21 protein-coding genes and 1 pseudogene are annotated in these 19,563 nt (G+C 68.1%); 15 read left to right on the top strand and 7 right to left on the bottom strand.

Annotated features, from left to right (window positions below; translation table 11 throughout):
• Nucleotides 1-98: 98 nt before the first annotated feature.
• Nucleotides 99-1,067, bottom strand: coding sequence for a glycoside hydrolase family 6 protein (locus ACFWY9_RS23005; RefSeq protein ID WP_378331775.1), 969 nt, complete (start codon nt 1,065-1,067; stop codon nt 99-101).
• A 99-nt stretch (nt 1,068-1,166) separates the two neighbouring features.
• Between ACFWY9_RS23005 and ACFWY9_RS23000 the strand changes: the two genes are divergently transcribed.
• A complete protein-coding gene (locus tag ACFWY9_RS23000; RefSeq protein WP_378331774.1) occupies nt 1,167-1,700 on the top strand; it encodes a hypothetical protein in 534 nt (177 codons plus the stop codon).
• Nucleotides 1,697-2,086 (top strand): hypothetical protein, encoded by a 390-nt coding sequence (locus tag ACFWY9_RS22995; RefSeq protein WP_378331773.1) that lies wholly within the window; start codon nt 1,697-1,699, stop codon nt 2,084-2,086. Before ACFWY9_RS23000 ends, ACFWY9_RS22995 begins: the two co-directional genes overlap by 4 nt.
• Nucleotides 2,087-2,107: 21 nt before the next feature.
• Here ACFWY9_RS22995 and ACFWY9_RS22990 read toward each other — a convergent pair whose 3' ends face one another.
• Together ACFWY9_RS22990 and ACFWY9_RS22985 are read right to left on the bottom strand one after the other, a co-directional pair.
• Complete coding sequence (locus ACFWY9_RS22990) at nt 2,108-2,356, bottom strand: DUF397 domain-containing protein (RefSeq protein ID WP_378331772.1); 249 nt, start codon at nt 2,354-2,356, stop codon at nt 2,108-2,110.
• A gap of 12 nt (nt 2,357-2,368) precedes the next feature.
• The gene (locus ACFWY9_RS22985; RefSeq protein ID WP_378331771.1) at nt 2,369-3,187 is read right to left on the bottom strand and encodes a DUF5753 domain-containing protein; all 819 of its coding nucleotides are present in this window, start codon (nt 3,185-3,187) and stop codon (nt 2,369-2,371) included.
• A 241-nt stretch (nt 3,188-3,428) separates the two neighbouring features.
• Between ACFWY9_RS22985 and ACFWY9_RS22980 the strand changes: the two genes are divergently transcribed.
• The gene (locus ACFWY9_RS22980; RefSeq protein ID WP_378331770.1) at nt 3,429-4,007 is read left to right on the top strand and encodes an ArsR/SmtB family transcription factor; all 579 of its coding nucleotides are present in this window, start codon (nt 3,429-3,431) and stop codon (nt 4,005-4,007) included.
• Between the two features lie 23 nt (nt 4,008-4,030).
• Nucleotides 4,031-5,365, top strand: coding sequence for an alpha/beta hydrolase family protein (locus ACFWY9_RS22975; protein ID WP_378331769.1), 1,335 nt, complete (start codon nt 4,031-4,033; stop codon nt 5,363-5,365).
• Nucleotides 5,366-5,463: 98 nt separating this feature from the next.
• Here ACFWY9_RS22975 and radA read toward each other — a convergent pair whose 3' ends face one another.
• Nucleotides 5,464-6,825: a DNA repair protein RadA gene (gene radA / locus ACFWY9_RS22970; RefSeq protein ID WP_378329057.1), complete on the bottom strand. Its 1,362-nt coding sequence runs from the start codon at nt 6,823-6,825 to the stop codon at nt 5,464-5,466.
• Between the two features lie 31 nt (nt 6,826-6,856).
• Nucleotides 6,857-7,528, bottom strand: coding sequence for a hypothetical protein (locus ACFWY9_RS22965; RefSeq protein ID WP_378329056.1), 672 nt, complete (start codon nt 7,526-7,528; stop codon nt 6,857-6,859).
• A gap of 288 nt (nt 7,529-7,816) precedes the next feature.
• Here ACFWY9_RS22965 and ACFWY9_RS22960 point away from each other — a divergent pair, with 288 nt between their 5' ends.
• The 4 genes and pseudogenes from ACFWY9_RS22960 to ACFWY9_RS22945 form a co-directional block, all read left to right on the top strand.
• A complete protein-coding gene (locus ACFWY9_RS22960) occupies nt 7,817-8,308 on the top strand; it encodes a CarD family transcriptional regulator (RefSeq protein WP_378329055.1) in 492 nt (163 codons plus the stop codon).
• 53 nt (nt 8,309-8,361) lie between these two features.
• Nucleotides 8,362-9,015, top strand: coding sequence for a 2-C-methyl-D-erythritol 4-phosphate cytidylyltransferase (locus tag ACFWY9_RS22955; protein ID WP_378329054.1), 654 nt, complete (start codon nt 8,362-8,364; stop codon nt 9,013-9,015).
• The gene (gene ispF, locus ACFWY9_RS22950; RefSeq protein WP_378329053.1) at nt 9,012-9,497 is read left to right on the top strand and encodes a 2-C-methyl-D-erythritol 2,4-cyclodiphosphate synthase; all 486 of its coding nucleotides are present in this window, start codon (nt 9,012-9,014) and stop codon (nt 9,495-9,497) included. Before ACFWY9_RS22955 ends, ispF begins: the two co-directional genes overlap by 4 nt.
• A gap of 237 nt (nt 9,498-9,734) precedes the next feature.
• A pseudogene (locus ACFWY9_RS22945) lies at nt 9,735-10,277 on the top strand (DUF6801 domain-containing protein); the annotation flags it as partial.
• 41 nt (nt 10,278-10,318) lie between these two features.
• On the opposite strand, the gene ACFWY9_RS22940 reads toward ACFWY9_RS22945, so the two are convergent.
• On the bottom strand, nt 10,319-11,095 hold the full coding sequence (locus ACFWY9_RS22940; RefSeq protein WP_378339880.1) for a hypothetical protein: 777 nt from the start codon (nt 11,093-11,095) through the stop codon (nt 10,319-10,321).
• On the opposite strand from ACFWY9_RS22940, the gene ACFWY9_RS22935 reads away from it, so the two are divergent.
• From ACFWY9_RS22935 to ACFWY9_RS22915, 5 genes are all read left to right on the top strand, one after another.
• Nucleotides 11,094-11,489, top strand: coding sequence for a PPOX class F420-dependent oxidoreductase (locus ACFWY9_RS22935; protein WP_378329052.1), 396 nt, complete (start codon nt 11,094-11,096; stop codon nt 11,487-11,489). The genes ACFWY9_RS22940 and ACFWY9_RS22935 overlap by 2 nt on opposite strands.
• A gap of 100 nt (nt 11,490-11,589) precedes the next feature.
• Nucleotides 11,590-12,279 (top strand): HAD family hydrolase, encoded by a 690-nt coding sequence (locus tag ACFWY9_RS22930; RefSeq protein WP_378339876.1) that lies wholly within the window; start codon nt 11,590-11,592, stop codon nt 12,277-12,279.
• A 74-nt stretch (nt 12,280-12,353) separates the two neighbouring features.
• Complete coding sequence (gene cysS / locus ACFWY9_RS22925) at nt 12,354-13,745, top strand: cysteine--tRNA ligase (protein ID WP_378329050.1); 1,392 nt, start codon at nt 12,354-12,356, stop codon at nt 13,743-13,745.
• 51 nt (nt 13,746-13,796) lie between these two features.
• A complete protein-coding gene (rlmB, locus tag ACFWY9_RS22920; protein ID WP_378329049.1) occupies nt 13,797-14,753 on the top strand; it encodes a 23S rRNA (guanosine(2251)-2'-O)-methyltransferase RlmB in 957 nt (318 codons plus the stop codon).
• Between the two features lie 211 nt (nt 14,754-14,964).
• The gene (locus tag ACFWY9_RS22915) at nt 14,965-16,398 is read left to right on the top strand and encodes an MBOAT family O-acyltransferase (RefSeq protein WP_378329048.1); all 1,434 of its coding nucleotides are present in this window, start codon (nt 14,965-14,967) and stop codon (nt 16,396-16,398) included.
• A 45-nt stretch (nt 16,399-16,443) separates the two neighbouring features.
• Here the strand turns inward: ACFWY9_RS22915 and ACFWY9_RS22910 are convergent, their stop codons facing one another.
• Complete coding sequence (locus ACFWY9_RS22910; RefSeq protein WP_378329047.1) at nt 16,444-17,238, bottom strand: S1 family peptidase; 795 nt, start codon at nt 17,236-17,238, stop codon at nt 16,444-16,446.
• A 759-nt stretch (nt 17,239-17,997) separates the two neighbouring features.
• On the opposite strand from ACFWY9_RS22910, the gene ACFWY9_RS22905 reads away from it, so the two are divergent.
• Complete coding sequence (locus tag ACFWY9_RS22905; RefSeq protein ID WP_378329061.1) at nt 17,998-18,879, top strand: hypothetical protein; 882 nt, start codon at nt 17,998-18,000, stop codon at nt 18,877-18,879.
• 5 nt (nt 18,880-18,884) lie between these two features.
• Nucleotides 18,885-19,523 carry a hypothetical protein gene (locus tag ACFWY9_RS22900; protein ID WP_378329046.1) on the top strand — a complete coding sequence of 213 codons (639 nt, stop codon included), beginning with the start codon at nt 18,885-18,887 and terminating at the stop codon, nt 19,521-19,523.
• Nucleotides 19,524-19,563 lie beyond the last annotated feature (40 nt).

The following is a 19,563-nucleotide window of genomic DNA, read 5'->3' as shown; positions in this document are numbered from 1 at the left end:
TGGGGGGGGACACCGCCCCCAAAGGGGGGGTGGGTTGCGTCCAGCGCACCGAACGCCACATTGGGGCGCTTGGAGCCCGAGCAGGAGCCGAACAGAGGTCAGCGGCCGGTGATGAGGTGGGTGGCGAGGTCGGGGCTGAAGGTGCCGGCGGGAATCCCCTTGCCGATGCCGCAGTCACCGTCGGAGTCGCCAGGGACCTTGACCCACAGCAGCAGGTCCGCGCCGCCGCCGATCTGGGCCGGGGTCCCGAGTTTGCGGCCCGCCGGGTTGCACCATTCGCCGTTGTAGCCGTTGCCGTTGCGGCTGGTGTCCACTGTGAACTGTCGCGTGTAGCCGAACTTCGCCGACAACGCCGAGTTCACCGCGCGCCCATAGGCCACCGAATCCGCAGTGGTGTGGAAGTTCGAGACGTTCAACGCGAAGCCCCGCACCGAGCGCACGCCGACGGAGTCCAAGCGCGCGGCCATCGTGTCAGCCGGGATCCACGAGGAGTTCCCACCGTCCACATAGGTCCAAGTGTTCGGCGCGTGGGCGGCCAGTGACGCGGCCGCGTAGCGCAGCAGGTCGAGACGCACTGGCCGATCGGCCGACGGCAGGCAGTCGAGCTGCGCGAGCGCGTCCGGTTCGAGGATCACCACGGCCGGTTTGCCGCCGATGCCCGCAGCGAAGGCGTCGATCCACGCGCGGTACGCCTCGGGGCTGCCCGCGCCGCCACTGGAGTGCCCCTTGCAGTCGCGGCCGGGGACGTTGTACGCCACCAGCACCGGGAGCTTGTCCGCGACGTCGGCGGCGTAGGTGTAGGCGTCGACGCTCTTGCGGACGTCGCCGCTCCAGTTGCCGAACCACCGGGCGCCCGGCCGCGAAGCGATCGACGTCTTGATCGACGCGGCACGCGGGTCGCCAGCGTGGTCGCGCACCCAGACGGCCGGGTTCGAATCCGGGTCGACGTAGAACCCGTTCGTTTTCTCCAGCGGGTTGCCGTCGGCGGCCTGCGCCGGTCCGGCGAGCCCCGCGAACACGGTGACGACGGCCGCGACACCGGCGGCCAGGCGAGTGAGACGACGCATCCGAGACTCCCCGGGTCGGCTGAATATCCGATTGGCAGCCTTCTGCCACGCCGTACAGAATGCGTACAAAAGCCCCTAAGCTGGGCGGAAGGAGGACGCGTGCAGCCTTACCAGTACCAGCCGTCGCCGCAGTTCATCCCGCTGCCGACGCTGTTCGCGAGCCGCGTCCGCTGGGGCTCGGTCCTCGCCGGGACGTCGCTGATCGTCGGCGCGCTGCTGTTCCTCGGCATCTCGGCGTTCTTCAACAACATCGTGAACCACAGCGCCTTCCCCCTCGGCCCGCTCGGCACGGTGGCGCAACTGCTGCCACCACTGTGCGTCATCGCGACCGCCATTGTGGTCCTGACCTGCCGACGTGCCCTCCGCGGCGACTACCTCGTCGTGTCCGTCGCGCGCACCACCCGCAACGTCCTGATCGTGTGTTACGGCTGCACGATCCTGTTCGCGTTCCTGGCCTTCGTGGTCATCGCGCTGCTTCACGCCTTCGGCGGCCTTCGCACGCCGATCACCTCGGACATGATCGTCACGTTCGGCTACCTCGCGCTCGGCTCGATGGGCTTCGCGGTCGGACATTTCTACGTGCGCCCCTCACAGCGAACGCTCCAGAAGTTCGCGGACAGGCCCGTCTGGTGACCGAACTCGCCGCCGCACTCGAACCGGTGCTCCACGATCTGCGGACCTGCCGCGTACAGCCGGAGGTCCGGGAGTACGCGAGCCCGCACCCCTGGCAGGAGGGCGTCTGGCTGCTGGATCCCGACGGCTTGGGCCAGGTGGTCGCCGTGGTGCGCGGGCAGAGTCACGCCGAGCAGGTCGTCGAATTGGCCGGTCACGTCCAGGAGTGGGCGGTAGAGGCGCTGTGGCGAGCGGGCGAGTCCGCCACCTGGCCGGAGTGCCCCGCGCATCCGAACTCGCACCCGCTGGACCCGCGCGTCAGCGATGGCCAGGCAGTCTGGACGTGCCCGCGCGGCGGCGATCCGACAGTCCCTATTGGACAGTTCCCGTCGGCCTCCGCTGGCTGACGACGACGTCGCGTGGGCGCTTCACCGCACCCGAGCGACGAACCCGGCCCAGGCGGACGGCGACACCGTGAGGTGACCGGCCTCCGGGCTCTTGGAATCCCGCACCGCCACCGACGGCGTCACAAACGCGACCTCGACACACTCGCTGTTTTGCCCGCTGGTGCTGTAGCTGCTCTTGCGCCAGGCGACCTCGACGCAGTTGCTGTTCTCGCCATCGGTACTGTAGCTGCTCCTGATCCACTGCGCGCCGGAAAAGTCCACAGTGGACATAACAGCCTCCGCTCAGAGCCGCTTGATGAACGCGATCGAGTCCTCCTCGTCGAGCGCCCGATCCGCGAAATCCTCGAACGCCATCTTAGCAGCAGAGACGTCGCTCTCCTTCTCGTAGTGCATGGCCCCGAAGATGTGCTCCGCGTACGCGACGTCGGGCTCCTCGGTGTCATCGAAGCTCGCGATGAAGACGTTGCCGTTCTGACCGTCGTAAGCGCCGACGTCCTCCGGCACGATCTGAAGCCTGACATTCGGCATCTCCGCGCACTCGATCAGGCGGGCAAGCTGCTCACTCCGCTCGTCCCCTGCGAGAACCGGCCGCCGCAGCGCATACTCGTCCAGGATCGCGTGGTAACCGAGGATCGGCTCCTCAGTGAGCCGGAGCTGGCGACGCAAACGCACAGCCACCTCGTTCTCCAGCTTCTTGCCCTTCAACGGCCGACGACCCCCAGCGAAGACCTCGCGCATGTAGGCCTCAGTCTGGAGCAAGCCCGGGATGTAGCCGTACTGGAAGACCCGGACCCGGCTCGCCTCGGCCTCGATGGGCAGGAAGCCCCGGTTGCCCACGCCGTAGTGGAACCACCAGCCCTTCTCCTTGCCCCGGTCGTACAACGCGATGTACTCATCCCACTCGGACACGATTACGCAGTATCGGTCGAGTAAAGCGCGGAATTCGTGGTACGAGGGGAGGAATCCCAGCTCGATCCGCGACATTTTGCTGATACTGAAGCGCAACGGCGCTCCCGCCTCGCCCTGGTTCATGCCGAGACGTTCCCGCATTCGTCGCAGCATCCGGCCAAGCTGGCGTGCGGGCAGATTCGGTTCACTCACTATACGTCACCCCTGGAGACCACATGATCACAAATAGTAAGCCGCGATTCCAGGAGTGAGAATCGCACACGCGGGATTCCGCGGGGTTGACAATGGAGAAAACAGCCCTCCACCCATGTATTCGCTGCTAACGCCTCACTTCCTTCCGCAGTAAATCACGCATCCGAGTGAACCAGTGATCCCATCCTAGCGTGCAAAGAAACCTTTGCACAAGTTTCTTTGCACGTCTACGCTGGACGGCATGACCAGCGCACCACCGCCGGAAGAGGTCGACCCCGCCACGCTCAAGGCCGTCGCACACCCGCTGCGTAGGCGGATCCTCGGCGTCCTGTCGAGTGGGCCCGCGACGGCGACGAAGCTCGCGAAGGCGTTGGGAGAGAACACCGGCGCGACGAGCTATCACCTGCGAGAACTGGCCCGCTTCGGCTTCGTCGAGGAGGCGCCCGAACTCGCGCACGGCAAGGAGCGCTGGTGGCGCAGGCGGCCGCGGGACATCCGCTGGCCACGTCACAGCGAGCAGGACGCCGAGACCCGGGTGCTCTTCGAGGACATGCAGCGTCAGTCGTTCGAAGAAGACTTGGCGAAACTCAACGACTTCCAGCGAAACCGGGATTCGATGCCCGGCGGCTGGTCGGACGCGCTGCTGTTCTCGCGCGGCTCCAGCTGGCTCACCAGCGAAGAACTCCAGCAGTTCTGGAACGAGTACATGGAACTCCTCCGGCGCTACTGGCGCACGGAGGACGATCGCGCCCCGGGCTCACGCCGGGTCCTTGTGCGCTGGTTCGCCTTCCCGGAAGCGGGAGACGACTCCACGGAGTGACAAACAGATATGGGGGAATATCCATGCGAAGAATCGCTTTACTGGCGACAATCGTCGCGTTCAGCGCACTCGCACCATCGGCGGGCGCGGCGGAATTCACCACTACCGACGTGACGTTCCAGAATGGCGGCGTCACGCTGCACGGCACTGTGGTCGCACCGCCGGGACGTCGCGGGCTGCCCGGCATCGTCATGGTCCACGGCTCGGGCCCGGGGCCAAGGCAGGATCACCGCGTCGAAGCGGAGGCGTTCGCGCGCGGCGGCGTCGCCACGCTGATCTACGACAAGCGCACCGAGGGCTATTCGCAGTTCACGCGCTCGTATTCGACGCTCGCCGACGATGCGCTTGCGGCGGTGCAGGCGCTGCGAGCGCGTCCCGAGGTCGATCCGGCGCGAGTCGGGGTGTGGGGGTTGAGCGAAGGTGGCTGGGTGGCACCGCTCGCGGCGTCGCGATCGGCTGACGTCGCCTTCGTCGTGACTGTCGGGGCCAACGGCGTGCAGCCCGCCCGGCAACAGGCCTGGGCCGTCGAGAACCAGTTGCGCCACCTGGGTTTCTCGGGCTCGCTGGTGAAAATGGCGTCGTCGACCATGATGCGTCAGCTCGTGGGCGGCGGCGTGTTCCCCGAAGCCCGCTACGACCCGATCCCGGTGCTGGCGCGGTTGAAGCAGCCGGTGCTCGGCCTGTGGGGCGCGCGCGACGTGCTGACGCCGCCGGCCGAAGCGCTGAGGATCTTCCAGGAAACGTTGTCGCACAACGGAAATCAGCACTACACCCTGCGTGTCTTCCCGGACGGCCAGCACCAGCTGCGCCGGACGACCGATGGCTTCGACAAACTCGACGGCTACTCGCCGGGCTATCTGGAACTGGTGAGTTCCTGGGTCAACGGCCTCGCGTCCGGGCCGCCCGCGGCGAGCGCCGACGCCCCACCCGCCCAAGACCGGCAAAGCGTCGAACTCACACCGTTGCGCTGGTACGAAACGACGTGGCTCCAGCTCGCGGTGGTGCTGCTCCTGCTGATCGCCTTCGCGGCTTATCCCGTTGGAGCGCTCTTCCGGCGTGCGCGCGCGGGTTCCCCGTCCGCGCGCTGGCTCTCGACCACCGGTTTGCTTGCCACACTGGGGTTTTTCGCGGTCGCGATGCTGATCCAGCTGAGCCAGGGCAAGGCACTCGGGCCCGCGGTGCTCGGACGTCCGCTGCCATGGCTGGCGCTCCAGCTGCTCGCGGTGGCCGTGGTGATCTCGACCGCCGGAACCGCGATCGCGTGGTGGCGGCACCGGACGCCGCGGCTCGGCCTGCTGCTCGCGGGCGGCGTCGTCTTCATCCCGTGGGCGATCTACTGGGGCCTGCTCGTCCCGTGACCCGGCGCCGCGGGTAAGTCCGTGAATGCCACATCGAGGGACTCTGAGTCCCTCGATGTGGCATTCACGGACCTGATGATCGGCCGAGAGCCCAGGGATCAGCGAGCGTGGTTGGCGGCGTTGAGCGCGCTGGCGACGTCACCGACTTCGAGGACCCGGATCCCCGGCGGCAGCTTGCCGGAGTCGGGCGGCACCAACGCATGCGTGAAACCCAGCCGCGCGGCTTCGGCGAGGCGGCGGCCGACATTCGGGACGCGCCGCACTTCCCCGGCCAGCCCGACCTCGCCCACAGAGACCAGCCGGGGCGAGAGCGCCACATCGCCGACCGACGAGGAGAGCGCGAGCACCAGCGACAGGTCGATCGCGGGCTCGGTGATCTTCATGCCACCGACCGTCGCGACGTAGACATCCTTGTCACCCATTTTGAGTCCGCCGCGCTTCTCCAGCACCGCGAGCACCATCGCGACGCGTGCCGAATCCAGCCCGCTCACCGCGCGCCGCGGCTGCGGCATGGACGACTGCGAGACCAGCGCCTGCACCTCGCCGAGCAGCGGCCGCTTGCCCTCCACCGTCACCGTGATCGCCGTCCCCGGCACCGGCTCGGCGGTGTGACTCATGAACAGGCCGGACGGATCGGGCACGCCGACGATGCCGTCCTCCTGCAGCTCGAAACAGCCGATCTCGTCCGCCGCGCCGAACCGGTTCTTGATCCCGCGGACCAGCCGCAGCGTCGAATGCTTGTCGCCCTCGAACTGCAGCACGACGTCCACCAGGTGCTCCAGCACCCGCGGCCCCGCGACCGACCCGTCCTTTGTGACATGGCCCACGAGCACGACCGGCAGCCCGCGTTCCTTCGCCAACGCGACGAGCCCCGACGTCACCGCGCGCACCTGCGTCACCCCACCGGGGGAACCTTCGACCTGGGGCGAAGCCATGGTCTGGACCGAGTCGACGATCAGCACGCCCGGCTTGACCGCGTCGACGTGCCCGAGGATCGCGGCCAGATCGCTCTCCGCGGCCAGGAACATGTCCTGGTGGACGTTCCCGGTGCGCTCGGCACGCAGCCGGACCTGCCCCGCCGACTCCTCACCCGTCACATACAGCGCGCGATCGGCGGTGACCGCCCATTGATAGGCCACCTCGAGCAGCAATGTCGACTTACCGACACCCGGTTCGCCCGCCAGCAGCACCACGGCGCCCGGCACGAGCCCGCCACCGAGCACCCTGTCCAGCTCGGACACGCCCGTCGGCCGGGCACGGGCCTGCTCGACGTCGACCTCGGCGATCGGCCGCGCCGGCGCGCTCGGCGCACCGGCCGCGACCCTTGCGATCGCCGGACGCGAGGAACCCCGCTCCTCGAGGGTGCCCCAGGCGTGACATTCCGGACAGCGGCCCAGCCATTTGGCCGCCTCGTACCCGCATTCGGCGCAGCGGTACGCGACGCCGCCCTTCTTCACCACCCGCGCAGGCTAACGGCAGGCACCGACAGAATCAGTGACCTTCGGCCTTCGCCTCGCCGCCGCGGACGTGCGCGGGGGCGGCGACCGGCAGCTCGATGGTGAGCGGGCCGGCGTTCTGGAACACGAACGTCACCTTGATCGTCTGACCCGGCCACAGCGGGTTCTTGAGCCCCGGCAGCACCACGGTCCCGGAACCGACCACGTCGCCACCGGCGGTGCTGCTCGGTGCGGCGCTGGAAGAGGGAGAGCTGCTCGACGAAGACGAGGACGACGGGGCGCCGCTCGACGTCGGCGCGCTGGACGCCGAGGATGACGGAAGCTTCTCGGTGGTCGACTCGACCGCGTCGTGGGCGCCGATGACCAGGGCGTGCCCGGCCACGACCGCCTTCGAGCCGCCGAGCTGGGCGGCGCCGGACGCGGCGTCCGAGGTGACCGACACCAGCGTGTCGTCCTGCTTGCCCTGGTTCACGATCGTCAGGGTCAGCGGGGCCGAGGCCCCGGCCTGGTAGGCCGCGCCCTGCGCCGGGTACTGCACCGCGGCGTTGCGCAGCGACAGCGTCTTCACCTGCGCGAGGGTGCCGTTGACGGCGGGCTCCTGCGTGTCGGTCTGGGTGATCTGACCGGCACCGCAACCGGCGAGCACCAACGCGGCGCCGAGCGCCAGCACGCCCGCGCCGAACACGCGTCGATTCTGCAGCCTCACGTCCGCGGTCCTTCCCTTTCGCCGACTCGTCACCGCGAAGACTAGCCGGGCGCATTCGCGCGCGCGGAACCCCCTCCGCGTTGCGGCACACCGGCATCCAAGATCAACCGTCCACAAAGGAATTCGGGACTATTGCGAAAAGCTTTCGCTCATCACCTGCGTGAGCATGGGGCTCGAAGGTTTGTCAACCCCCGCTCAGGCCGCTGACCTGCGAGGACTGGTCCGGGCCGCTAGGTGGGCGTCAACAGCACGTGCTAGGATGGAGTCAGCGAAAGGGGCAGAGGACACATGGTTTTCAAGGTCGGAGAGACCGTCGTCTACCCGCACCACGGTGCCGCACTCATCGAAGCCATCGAGACCCGCGTGATCAAGGGCGAGGAGAAGAAGTACCTCGTCCTCAAGGTCGCGCAAGGGGATCTTACGGTTCGCGTGCCCGCAGACAACGCCGAGATCGTCGGCGTGCGCGATGTCGTCGGGCAAGAAGGACTGGACAGGGTTTTCGACGTACTGCGTGCTCCCCACACCGAGGAGCCCACCAACTGGTCTCGTCGGTACAAGGCCAACCTCGAGAAACTCGCCTCCGGCGATGTGAACAAGGTGGCCGAAGTGGTGCGCGACCTCTGGCGGCGAGAGAAGGACCGCGGACTTTCAGCCGGCGAGAAACGCATGCTGGCCAAAGCGCGGCAAATTCTGGTCAGCGAGCTCGCGCTCGCAGAGGGCACCGATGAGGGCAAGGCTGAAGTCCTCCTCGACGAAGTCCTGGAAACCGCGACGGTCTGACCCACGGCAGCCCGGAGGAGGCGCCGGGCGGCCACCTCTACGATCGCGATCTGATGAACTCTGTCGCGTTCGTAACCGTCGCACACCATGCGGCCGACGCCGAGCTCGCGCTCACGCCGGTCCACGGTGAAGTTCTACTCACGCATACCGTTCGGGGGCTGCTCGACACGCCGGATCTCGGTCCGGTGGTCGTCGCGGCCCCCGCTCGGTTTGCGCGCGCGTTCGGCGATGCCGTCAGCGGGCTTTCCCCGCGCTGCCGGGTGTTGCCCGATGCTTCGGTTCGCCATGCCTTCGCGGCCGTCGAGCCGGAACTCTCCGCTGACACCAGCATCCTGGTGCACGACGCCCTGCGCGCCTTCACTCCTGCGGAAACATTCCGTGACGTGATCGCCACTGTCCGCGCGGGCGCGTCCGTCGTCGTCCCGGTGCTGCCCATGGCCGACACCGTGAAGGTCACCGACGAGGCGAAGCTGATCACCCGCACCGAGGACCGCACGCACCTGCGCACCGCGCAGACCCCGCTCGGCTTCACGCTCGACGCGTTCCGCGCCGCGTGCGCCGAGGGCGAACCCGACCTCACCGCCGCGATCCGCGCCGGGGCCGTCACCATCGACGGCCACCCGGACGCGATGCGCGTCGCCAGCCCCTTCGAACTGACCCTCGCCGAGGCCATCGCGGCCATGGCCGACACCGAGGAGACCCTGTGAGGATCGGCAACGGCGTCGACGTGCACCCGATCGAACCCGGCCGGGACTGCTGGATCGCCGGGCTTCTGTGGCCGGGCGTCGACGGCTGCGCGGGGCATTCCGACGGCGACGTCGCCTCCCACGCCCTGTGCGACGCGTTGCTCTCGGCGGCCGGGCTCGGCGATCTCGGGGCCGTCTTCGGTACCGGCGATCCGCGGATGAACGGGGCACACGGGGCGGAGATGCTGGCGGAGGTCCGGGGGCTGATCGAGGCGCGGGGCTGGCGGGTCGGGAACGCGACCGTGCAGATCGTCGGCAACGCGCCACGGGTCGGGAAGCGCCGTGAGGAGGCGCAGCGCGTGCTGAGCGAGGCCGTCGGGGGCCCGGTGAGCGTCTCCGGGACGACGTCGGACGGCCTCGGGCTGACCGGACGCGGCGAGGGCATCGCCGCCTTCGCCACCGCGCTGCTCCTGCCTGCTGAGACACCGGCTCCGACGCCGTGAAGGACTCCTTTACCGGCACAGAGCGCCGGTAATGAGTCCTTCACGGCCTTGGAGCCCCTGCGGGTGCTAAGTCCGGCCGTTGCGGCTATTACTCGCGTTATAAATTGTTTCCGCGTTTTTCGCGACTCTTTCTCGACGGGGTCCACAAAGGTATTTTGAGGGCCGGGTGGCGACGTTTCCGGGTGCGTTTCCGTACCCAGAAACACTTCTTCGCCTCATTCACTGGGAGACAGAACTGTGAAACTTCGCTGGAAGTCGAGAAAGCTCGCGCACGGCCTCGCCGTGAGTTCGGCGCTCACCGCCGTCACGGCCGCCGTGGTGCTGGCGACGGGGAATTCGAGCCAGGCCGCCCCGGTGTCGCTCACACTGGACTACTCGTGCCCGTTCCCGCTGATCTCCGATCCGCTCACGCTCACCGTGAAGATCGACAGCGTTTTCCCGGACAACGCGGTGGCAGGTGAACGCGGTCCCGCGATCGGGTTCGACGCGGATGTGGCCGTCCCCGAAGAAGGCACCTCGGCGCTGGCCCTGATCGGCGCGACCACGGTGGAGGGCTCCGCGAAGGCGGCGGCCGCGTTGAAGTACCCGGTCGACAAAACGCTGAACCTGCAGCTCCCGCTGGCCATCGCGAAGACGCCGGTGCCGCCGTCCGGCGTCTTCCACGTCAAGACGTCGGGCCAGGCGCCGGCGATCACGCTGCCCAGCCCCGGCACCGCGTCGGTGACCGTCGGGAACTTCACGACCACGCTGACGCCGAAGCAGGCCGACGGTTCCGAGACCGACCTGCACTCGTTCACCTCGGATTGCACGCTGAAGCCCGGTCAGAACACCCTGCTGGGGACGTTCGAGATCAAGCCGTCCGGCGGCGGCACCACCAGCCCGACGACGTCGACCACACCGACGACCCCGACCACACCCACTACTCCGACGTCGCCGACCAGCACGACGCCCACGACGTCGACCACACCGACAACCCCCACCACCTCCACGACCCCGACGACGCCCACCACGCCGACGTCGCCGACCAGCACCACGCCCACCACGTCGACCACACCGACGTCTCCCACCACTCCCACGACGTCCACCACACCCACAACGCCGACCACCTCGACGACGGCGACCACACCGACAACACCGACGACTTCCACCACTCCCACCACTCCGACGACGAGCACGACGGCACCCACCACGTCGACCAAGCCGACGACGCCGACCAGTCCGACGACCGCGACGACCGCCACGTCCGCGCCGACGCCGACTGGCACGCCGCCGACCTCGCCGACCTCGGCCACCCCCACGACGTCGACGAGCACGGTCCCGTCGACGAGCGCGACCGAGCCGCCGGGCAGTAGCGTCTCGACGTCCTCGGACGCTCCGATCCCGGCGGCCCACACCGGCAGCGGCAGCAACGGCAATCTGGCCTCCACCGGATTCAGCCACGGCTGGCTCCTGTGGACCGGCGCGTTGCTGATCGCGCTCGGCGCAGGTCTGCTCGGCCTGCTGCGCACGCGGCGCCGGAGCGCGGGAACGCGATAGCGCGCCGGGTCTCCCACGCGACGCCCGGCGTCGCGCGGGAGACCCCTTAGGCTCGGCCGCATGGCATTGACCTTCAACGAGGCGACCAAAGCTCTCCTCGACGGCAAGAACTTCCCGGTGCTGGCCACGCTGAACAAGGACGGCTCGGCCCAGACGTCGGTCCTGTGGGCGAAGCGGGACGGCGACACGCTGATCTTCGCGACGGTGCGCGGCCGTCTCAAGGAACGCAACATGACCCGCGACCCGCGGGTGTCCGTATCGATCTTCGACCAGGAAAACCCGTACAACTACGTGGAGATCCGCGGCCGCGCGGAGCTGACCGACGAAGGCGGCCGGGAGCTGATCGACGAGCTGTCGCACAAGTACCTGGACAAGCCGTACCCCGAGGAGCCGCCGGAGGTCGTGCGCGTGCTGGTCCGCATCATCCCCGAAAAGATCGTCGGCAACGCCGCCTGATTGCGTCCTCCGCAACTCGCCGCCGAATCGCCGGATTTCAGTGCGTGAGACGCCACAATTCGGCGGCGAGTCGCAGGTGGACGCGGCTAATGTGGCGGACGTGACCACGATTCGGGCTGTGCTCTTCGACTTCTCCGGCACGTTGTTCCGCCTCGAGCAGGACGAGACCTGGCTGACCGACCTCACCGACCACGAGGGCGAGCGGCTCGACGTCGAGGCGCAGACCGAACTCATGCGGCGGATGACCGCCCCGGTCGGCCAGGTGGTCGACCTCGACGCCGAGCATCTGCACGCCTGGCACAACCGCGACCGCGACCCGGTGCTGCACCGGAAGGTCTACCTCGAGGTGCTGCGCCAGTCCGGCGTCCCGCGTCCCGAGCAGGCCGTCGCGCTGTACGACCGGCTGATCGACCCGAGTCAGTGGACGCCGTACCCCGACGCCGAGGCCGCGCTCAAGGGCGCCGCGGGCAAGGGGCTGAAGGTGGGCGTGCTGAGCAACATCGCCTTCGACATCAAGCCCGCGTTCACGCAACGGGGCTGGGACACCCACGTCGACGAGTTCGTCCTCTCGTACGAGGTCGGCGCGGTGAAGCCGGAGCTGGAGATCTTCCGGACCGCCGTGCAACGCCTCGGCGTACGCGCGGAGGAGACGCTGATGGTCGGCGACAGCGAGGAAGCCGACGGCGGGGCCAGGGCGCTGGGCTGCGAGTTCGCGCTGGTCGACCCGCTGCCGACGACCGAACGGCCGGACGCCCTGCTCGGCGCGCTGCGAGCACACGGGCTGCTCTGACCGGCCTTATCCCGCACTGCCACCTTGCTGACCGGTTGCGACATCGACCACAGCGACCCCGTACCCTTCGAGGGGTGACCCTCCACCTTTTCGACACCGCGACCCGGAGCGTGCGGGAGTTCCATCCCGTCCGTAGCGGAACGGCGTCCATCTATGTGTGTGGGGCCACCGTGCAGGGCATTCCGCACATCGGGCACGTCCGCGGCTCGCTCAACTACGACGTGCTGCGCCGCTGGCTCGTCCACAGTGGACTCGACGTCGTGCTGGTCCGCAACGTCACCGACATCGACGACAAGATCCTGACCAAGGCCGCCGAGCACGGCAGGCCGTGGTGGGAGTGGGCCGCGACGCACGAGCGCGCGTTCGAGGACGCGTACGAGCAGCTCGGCTGCCTGCCGCCGTCGATCAACCCGCGCGCGACCGGGCATGTCACCCAGATGGTGCAGCTCATGGAGCGCCTGATCGAGCGCGGCCACGCGTACGCCTCCGACGGCGACGTCTACTTCTCGGTCAAATCGTTCGACGCGTACGGCAGCCTGTCCGGGCAGCAGCTCGACGACGTCCAGCAGGGCGAGACGCCGACCAGGGGCAAGCGTGACCCGCGCGACTTCACACTGTGGAAGAGCGCGAAGCCCGGCGAGCCGTCGTGGCCGACGCCGTGGGGTGACGGCCGTCCCGGCTGGCACCTGGAGTGCTCGGCGATGGCGACGACGTATCTGAGCGCCGAGTTCGACATCCACGGCGGCGGCGTCGACCTGGTGTTCCCGCACCACGAGAACGAGCGGGCGCAGTCGAACGCGGCGGGCGATCCGTTCGCGCGGTTCTGGCTGCACAACGCGTGGGTCACCATGTCCGGCGAGAAGATGTCGAAGTCGCTGGGCAACACCGTGTCGATCCCGCAGATGCTGAAGGACTACCGGGCGCCCGAGCTGCGGTACTACCTCATCCAGCCGCACTACCGCTCGACCATCGAGTACTCCGACGGCGCGTTGTCCGAGGCCGCGCAGGGCTACCGGCGCATCGAGCAGTTCCTGCGGCGAGCCGCGAGCCAGGCCGGGGTGGTGCCGATCGGCAAGCTCCCCGCCGACTTCGCCGCCGCGATGGACGACGACCTCGCCACCCCGCAGGCGTTCGCCGTGGTCCACAACACGGTCCGCGACGGTAACGCGGCGCTGGACGCGGGCGACACTCCCAAGGCACTCGAAGTCGCCGCCGCCGTGCGCGCGATGACCGACGTGCTCGGTCTCGACCCGCTCTCCGCGCGCTGGTCCGAGGCGGGCGGCTCCGAAACGCCCACCCGGCAGGCGCTGGTCGAACTCGTGGAAGGGCTGCTCGCCGAACGGCAGCAGGCCCGTGCCGAGAAGGACTTCGCCCGCGCGGACGCCGCCCGTGACCGCCTCCAGCAGGCGGGCATCGTGGTGGAGGACACCCCGAACGGTCCACAGTGGACTGTCAGGAACTCCTGACAGTAACTCCCAACTGCGGCTCGGCCGTAACCGAGAACAAGGATCTTCAGCATGGCAGGCAACTCCCGGCGCCAGGGCGCTATCCGCAAGCCCGGCACCAAGAAGGGGCAGGTCGTCGGCTCCGGCGGCCAGCGCCGGAAGGCCCTCGAGGGCAAGGGCCCGACGCCCAAGGCGGAGGACCGGCCCGGGCACAAGGCGTACCGCGCGGCCAACGCGGCGAAGCGCCGTGACGACCAGCGCACGAAGAAGGCCGACAAGCCGGAGCTGATCGCCGGGCGCAACCCGGTCGTCGAGGCGCTGCGTGCCGACGTACCCGCCGTCGCGCTGTACGTCGCGCTCAACATCGAGATCGACGACCGCGTCAACGAGGCCGTCCGGCTCGCGGGCGACAAGGGCATCTCGATCCTGGAGATCCCGCGCGAGGAACTCGACCGCAAGACGAACCGCGCGATGCACCAGGGCCTCGGCCTGCAGGTGCCGCCGTTCGAGTACGCGCACCCGGACGACCTGATGGCGGTGGCACGGGACTCGGGCCAGACCCCGCTGTTCGTCGCGCTCGACGGTGTCACCGATCCCCGGAACCTGGGCGCGGTGATCCGCTCGGCAGCGGCCTTCGGCGCACAGGGCGTGCTGCTGCCGGAACGGCGCAGCGCCGGGATGACCGCTGTCGCGTGGCGGACCAGCGCCGGGACGGCGGCGAAGCTGCCGATCGCGGTGGCGACCAACCTCACGCGTCAGCTCAAGGCGTGGGCTGGTCAGGGGCTGATGATCGTCGGTCTCGACGCCGATGGCTCGGTGGACATCGACGAGCTTGCGCTGGCGGCCGACCCGCTGGTCGTCGTGCTCGGGTCGGAGGGGCGCGGGCTGTCGCGGCTCGTGCGGGAGACGTGCGACGCGACCGTGTCCATCCCGATGGCCGCGGGTGTCGAATCGCTGAACGCGTCGGTCGCGGCGGGCGTCCTGCTCGCCGAGGTGGCGCGGCGCCGCCGTATCGCCGGACGGGTCTGAGTTCGGGGCGGACGAGCGACCCCGGGAACGCGAGCAAGGGACCTTTACTACCGCTCCCACCGCGCGGCGGGAGCGAGGGACCTTTGCTCTCGCTTCGGCACCCGACCAGCGGGAACGTGACGCTTCTCGCGCGGCGATGACCGGGCTTCGGCCCACCGGCCGGGGCTAGCAGGTTAAGGTCACCAGCGGATAACCGAGGGGGTCCGCGACCGTGTCGTTCATTTCGCCACTGTTCCTGTGGTACTTCATGCCGGCGGTGCTGCTCGCCGTCCTGGTGTGCCCGCGGAGCTGGCGCAACGGCATCGTCGCGGTCGGCAGTCTGCTGTTCTACACCATCGGCGCCGGGTCCTGGCTGCTCCTGCTGCTCGGCTGCATGGTGGTGAACTTCTTCGCCGGGCCGCTGCTGGAGGCGAGCCCGTGGGACATGCACGGGAAGCGGCGCAAGCGGATCCTGATCACCGTCATCGCGTTCGACGTGACGATGCTGCTGATCTGGAAGTACGCCGGGTTCGCGACCCAGCAGATCGCGGCCGTCACGCACTGGTTCGGCGGCGACTTCCCGGTGGCGAACCTGGTCGTGCCGATCGGGATCTCGTTCTACACCTTCCACCACATCTCCTACGTGGTGGACATCTACCGCGGCGAGCGGCACGCGCTGCGGAACCCGGTCGCGTTCGCCGCGTACATCGCGATGTTCCCGCAGCTCGTCGCGGGCCCGATCGTGCGCTACCGCGAGATCGCCGACCAGCTTCCGCAACTGCGTTCGCACCGCCTCGACGACATCGCCGCCGGATTCCCCCGGTTCGCGCTCGGGCTGTGCAAGAAGGCGATCATCGCCGACTCGCTCAGCCCGATGGTCGACGCCTGCTTCGCCACCCCGAGCGAGCACATGACGTTCGCGACCGCGTGGCTCGGCGCGATCGGCTACACACTCCAGCTGTTCTTCGACTTCTCCGGCTACTCCGACATGGCCATCGGGCTGGGCCGGATGCTGGGATTCCGGCTGCCGGAGAACTTCGCGCGACCGTACTCGTCGGTGACGATCACCGAATTCTGGCGACGCTGGCACATGTCGCTGTCGCGCTGGTTCCGCGACTACGTCTACATCCCGCTCGGCGGCAACCGCAACGGCGCCGGGCACACCTACCGCAATCTGTGCGTCGTGTTCGTGCTGACCGGTTTCTGGCACGGCGCGCAGTGGACGTTCCTGGTGTGGGGCTGCTTCCACGGCGCCCTGCTGGTCATCGAGCGCGCGTTCGGCTTCGACCTCGAACCCGCGAACCGCTGGACACGCATCGCCCGGCGCGCGCTGACAATGGTGCTCGTCGTGTTCGGCTGGGTGTTCTTCAAGTCGGCGGATCTGCCGCGCGCGCTGAACATGATCGGCCACATGCTCCTGCCCGACTTCGGCGGGCTCGGCGACGCCGTCGAGAGCGCGCTGACCAACCAGCGGCTCGTCATCCTGATCGCCGCGCTCGCCGTCGTCTTCCTGCCTTCGCATCCGGTGACCGGACCGCTGCTGGAGTCCTCCCGCAGCAAACCCGCCAACGCGCTGCGCTTCGGGATCATGACCGTCGGGCTCGTCTACGCCGCCATCCTGGTCGCGACCGGCACGTTCAGCCCCTTCCTGTACTACCAGTTCTGAGCAGCCAATCCCGCCGGGTCGACGAGCCCAGGTCGAGTGCGGTGGTCAGACCACGGTGATCCGGTCGGCCACCGAGTCCCCCGCCTGCTGCCGGATCCACGTGACGAGCGGGGCGGCTCTCACGACGACGACCGGGCTCGGCACGCAGTAGACGACCTGGGCATAGCTCATCACCCCGTAGAGGCCGCTGACCTTTCCGTCGTGGAACCGGATGACCGGCCCACCCGAGTCTCCGGAGCAGGCACCGGCATCCAGCTGTGGTTGCCGGACGCAGAACGCGTCCGTGGAGTTCATGCCCGATCCGGCGCAGTGGTCGAACGACGACACCTTCGTGTCCAGGTACCGCAGCATCTTCGGAATGGGTTGCAGGCACTGCCAGTCGCACTTCCTGCCCCATCCGAGCACTCGCACGTCCGTCGAGTCGCCGAGCAGGCGGAAGGTCGTCATCGGGCGCTTCGATATCGGGTCGTCCAGCTCCATCAGCGCGACGTCGAGCCTCGGGTGCAGGACGAACCGCCGTGGGTCGACCGGCTCTCCCCGCCGGGTGCGGTTCTTGCTCCCGAAGCGGAGTTCGACGTCGCTCGGTGATTCCCTTGTGAGGCAGTGTTTCGCGGTCAGCGCCCACCGTTCGTGGATCAGGATCGCGCCGCAGAGGTACAACTGGTCGCTGCGCCGTGCCATGGCCCCCATGAAGGTGTAGCTCTTGGCCGCCTGCTCGCCCCCGATGATGTTCTCGGATTCCGGGCTCGCGACCGCAGCGGTGGCCGGGGCAACCACCACCAGTGCGGTGATCACGGTGGTGACCAGCGCGATGAGCGGACGGCGGATCGGTGCTCGCATGGCTCCGAGTCTCCGGCCGTCTCCGTGGCCGCCACAACTCCCCTCCCACGATGGGACAGCCACCCCACTGGCGTGGGGGACGCGACGTGACGGCAGGTCGCGAAAACGGATTCGTGGCATACCTACGACGGGCGCCGACTGATCGCCGCCGGATTTCCACGCGGTACTTGTCCGTCGCCGGTGGCGTGCCACAAACTGGACACGGGGTGATCAGGTCTGGTGAACACCGGCACGCGGCCTTGCGGCTTGGTGGTCGCGTCGGGGCCAACCGGTGCATGAGACGTGATGATCCCTTGTGGTTGCCGGCCGGCCCGCCCGCAGCCCCCGGCAGCCCGCCGGGGGCTGCGACTGCATGCCGCCGCGGGCGTGGTTCTTTCTGGATACGGAAAAACTAGCGTCTTGCGCCGCTTTTCGGCTGGTGAGACCCAGCACGGAACCTGGCTACGCCGCCTGAGGGTTTCGCACATTTGATGGTTAACTACTGACCGGATACGCTTGCACAGCGTGACTTGGTCACTGTCCGGCGTTCCCCCGAATTTCTTATTTCGCCGTTCACTTCGGGCGCGTAAAGTAACTCCCCGCGCTCGAACAGATACGCAGTGCACATTTCGTTCGAGCGATCCGAGGAGGTGACCTGTGGCTGCGGATGCCGGGCGGCTCCGCCGTACTCCACTGCACGAGATTTTCTGGACGAGAACGAGTCTCCTGCTGTTCGTTCTCGTCGTGGTCGCTGGCCTCAGCCTGTGGATAGCGAGCACGATGGACGCCGGCGCGGGCAAGACTCTGCTCACGTCGCTCGGAAACGGCACATTGATCTCCGCCGTGGTCGGATTCGGCCAGACCTTGATCACCGCGAGTGCTTCCCAGCGCGCGCTGGTGACGCCGGTGATCGAAGAAAGCCGCCGGGCGATGGAGGATCTCAGCGCCGAATACCGTTCCCTCAACAAGGAGTTCTTCCCCACGCACGTTTTCGAAGCGACCACCGACCCGGATCCCGCGTTCAACCGGGTGCTCATGACCGATCTGGACGCGACGCGGCAGTACTTCTTCCGCGGCTTCTCCGGACGGCACGCGGCGGCCCGGTTGTTGTTGTCCCGCACGGAAAGAGAGTTGCGGGCCGTCATCGCCGACCCCCGGGACGCCGGGGCGATCAGCGGGCGGGCCCGCTATCTGCTGCGCCGTGAAGCGGGCGGCGTCGACCTCGAAGACATCCAGAGCAGGCTCGACGAGGAAATCCACATCGGCCTAGCCGGACTGTTCCTCGCCCGCAGCCGATGCGCGCAGGTCGACATCACCGTGATCGCGGACCCGCCGCTGGACCGGCTGGAGATGTTCGACGACAGCGTGTGGGTGACGCTCTACAGTGACATCCGCGGCGCGACCAAACTGTATCCGCGCACGCTGCGGTTCACCGCGGGTTCGTTCCTGTACAACATGGAACGAGCCGAGTTCCTGCGTGTCTCGCAGGCGCGCAGCGGACGCCAGTTCCGCATCACGCCCGCCACCACGCGGGCGGATTTCCTTGCCCTGTTCGAAAAAATCACCGGATCCGCGTTGACGCCGGAGCATTTCCGCGAGCTGGAAGACAAGTTCCACGCCTTCCGGGCGGAGTTCTCCGCCGCGGCCGAGCTAGGGAGCTGACCGACTTGCTCACCCGCTTGTCCCCTCTGACCGAATTGGCCACGCAGTTGCGCTCGGCGGCGTTCCCGCTGACACAGGACTGGGGCACAGTGGACACGTGGTTCCGATCCTGGGTGGCACAGACCGGCCTGCGCACCGAACTCCGCGACTGGTTGCGCTCGCTGAACCACAAGACGGCCGAAGCGATCCTCCGCAGTTCGCGGGAAACGACCACCCACTTCGCCTGGTGCCTGCGTGATTCGCCGAACGAACCGTTTTCGTTCTGGCTGCACGAATACAAACCGCTGGAAGACTGGCGCGAGGGTTACGCCGATTCGGTGCACAACCACAGGTATCACTTCTGCACCACCATTCTCCGCGGCAACTACCTCCACGAGCGCTACACCACGACCCGGGACCGGTACACCGGGTTGATCACCGCGGTGCAGCTCAGGCGGCGCACGCTCTGCCAGACGGGTTCGTGCGCGGTGATGCACGCCGACGAATTCCACCGCATACCGGAGGCAGCCGAGCAGACGATGACCTTCCTGGTGAAATCACGACCGGTGTCCAGTTCCAGTCTTTCCTTCGATCCCGCCACCGGTATCGGGCACCGTCACGTTCCGGTCGAGGTCCGATTGGGGGAACTGGCCACCCGCCTCTAGCTACACACCGACGTCAAAGACGCATACCATTACTCCACCC

Source organism: Amycolatopsis sp. NPDC059027 (assembly GCF_042739735.1).
GTDB lineage: Bacteria > Actinomycetota > Actinomycetes > Mycobacteriales > Pseudonocardiaceae > Amycolatopsis.
This window is presented reverse-complemented; position numbering and strand designations above follow the sequence as displayed.

Coding starts and splice junctions, on each gene's coding strand:
- ACFWY9_RS23005 (WP_378331775.1), bottom strand. CDS start 1,067: ATGCGTCGTCTCACTCGCCTGGCCGCCGGTGTCGCGGCCGTCGTCACC.
- ACFWY9_RS22955 (WP_378329054.1), top strand. CDS start 8,362: ATGAACTCTGTCGCGTTCGTAACCGTCGCACACCATGCGGCCGACGCC.
- rlmB (WP_378329049.1), top strand. CDS start 13,797: ATGGCAGGCAACTCCCGGCGCCAGGGCGCTATCCGCAAGCCCGGCACC.
- ACFWY9_RS22910 (WP_378329047.1), bottom strand. CDS start 17,238: ATGCGAGCACCGATCCGCCGTCCGCTCATCGCGCTGGTCACCACCGTG.
- ACFWY9_RS22905 (WP_378329061.1), top strand. CDS start 17,998: ATGGACGCCGGCGCGGGCAAGACTCTGCTCACGTCGCTCGGAAACGGC.
- ACFWY9_RS22960 (WP_378329055.1), top strand. CDS start 7,817: ATGGTTTTCAAGGTCGGAGAGACCGTCGTCTACCCGCACCACGGTGCC.
- ACFWY9_RS22975 (WP_378331769.1), top strand. CDS start 4,031: ATGCGAAGAATCGCTTTACTGGCGACAATCGTCGCGTTCAGCGCACTC.
- ACFWY9_RS22940 (WP_378339880.1), bottom strand. CDS start 11,095: ATGCGGCCGAGCCTAAGGGGTCTCCCGCGCGACGCCGGGCGTCGCGTG.
- ACFWY9_RS22935 (WP_378329052.1), top strand. CDS start 11,094: ATGGCATTGACCTTCAACGAGGCGACCAAAGCTCTCCTCGACGGCAAG.
- ACFWY9_RS22990 (WP_378331772.1), bottom strand. CDS start 2,356: ATGTCCACTGTGGACTTTTCCGGCGCGCAGTGGATCAGGAGCAGCTAC.
- ACFWY9_RS22980 (WP_378331770.1), top strand. CDS start 3,429: ATGACCAGCGCACCACCGCCGGAAGAGGTCGACCCCGCCACGCTCAAG.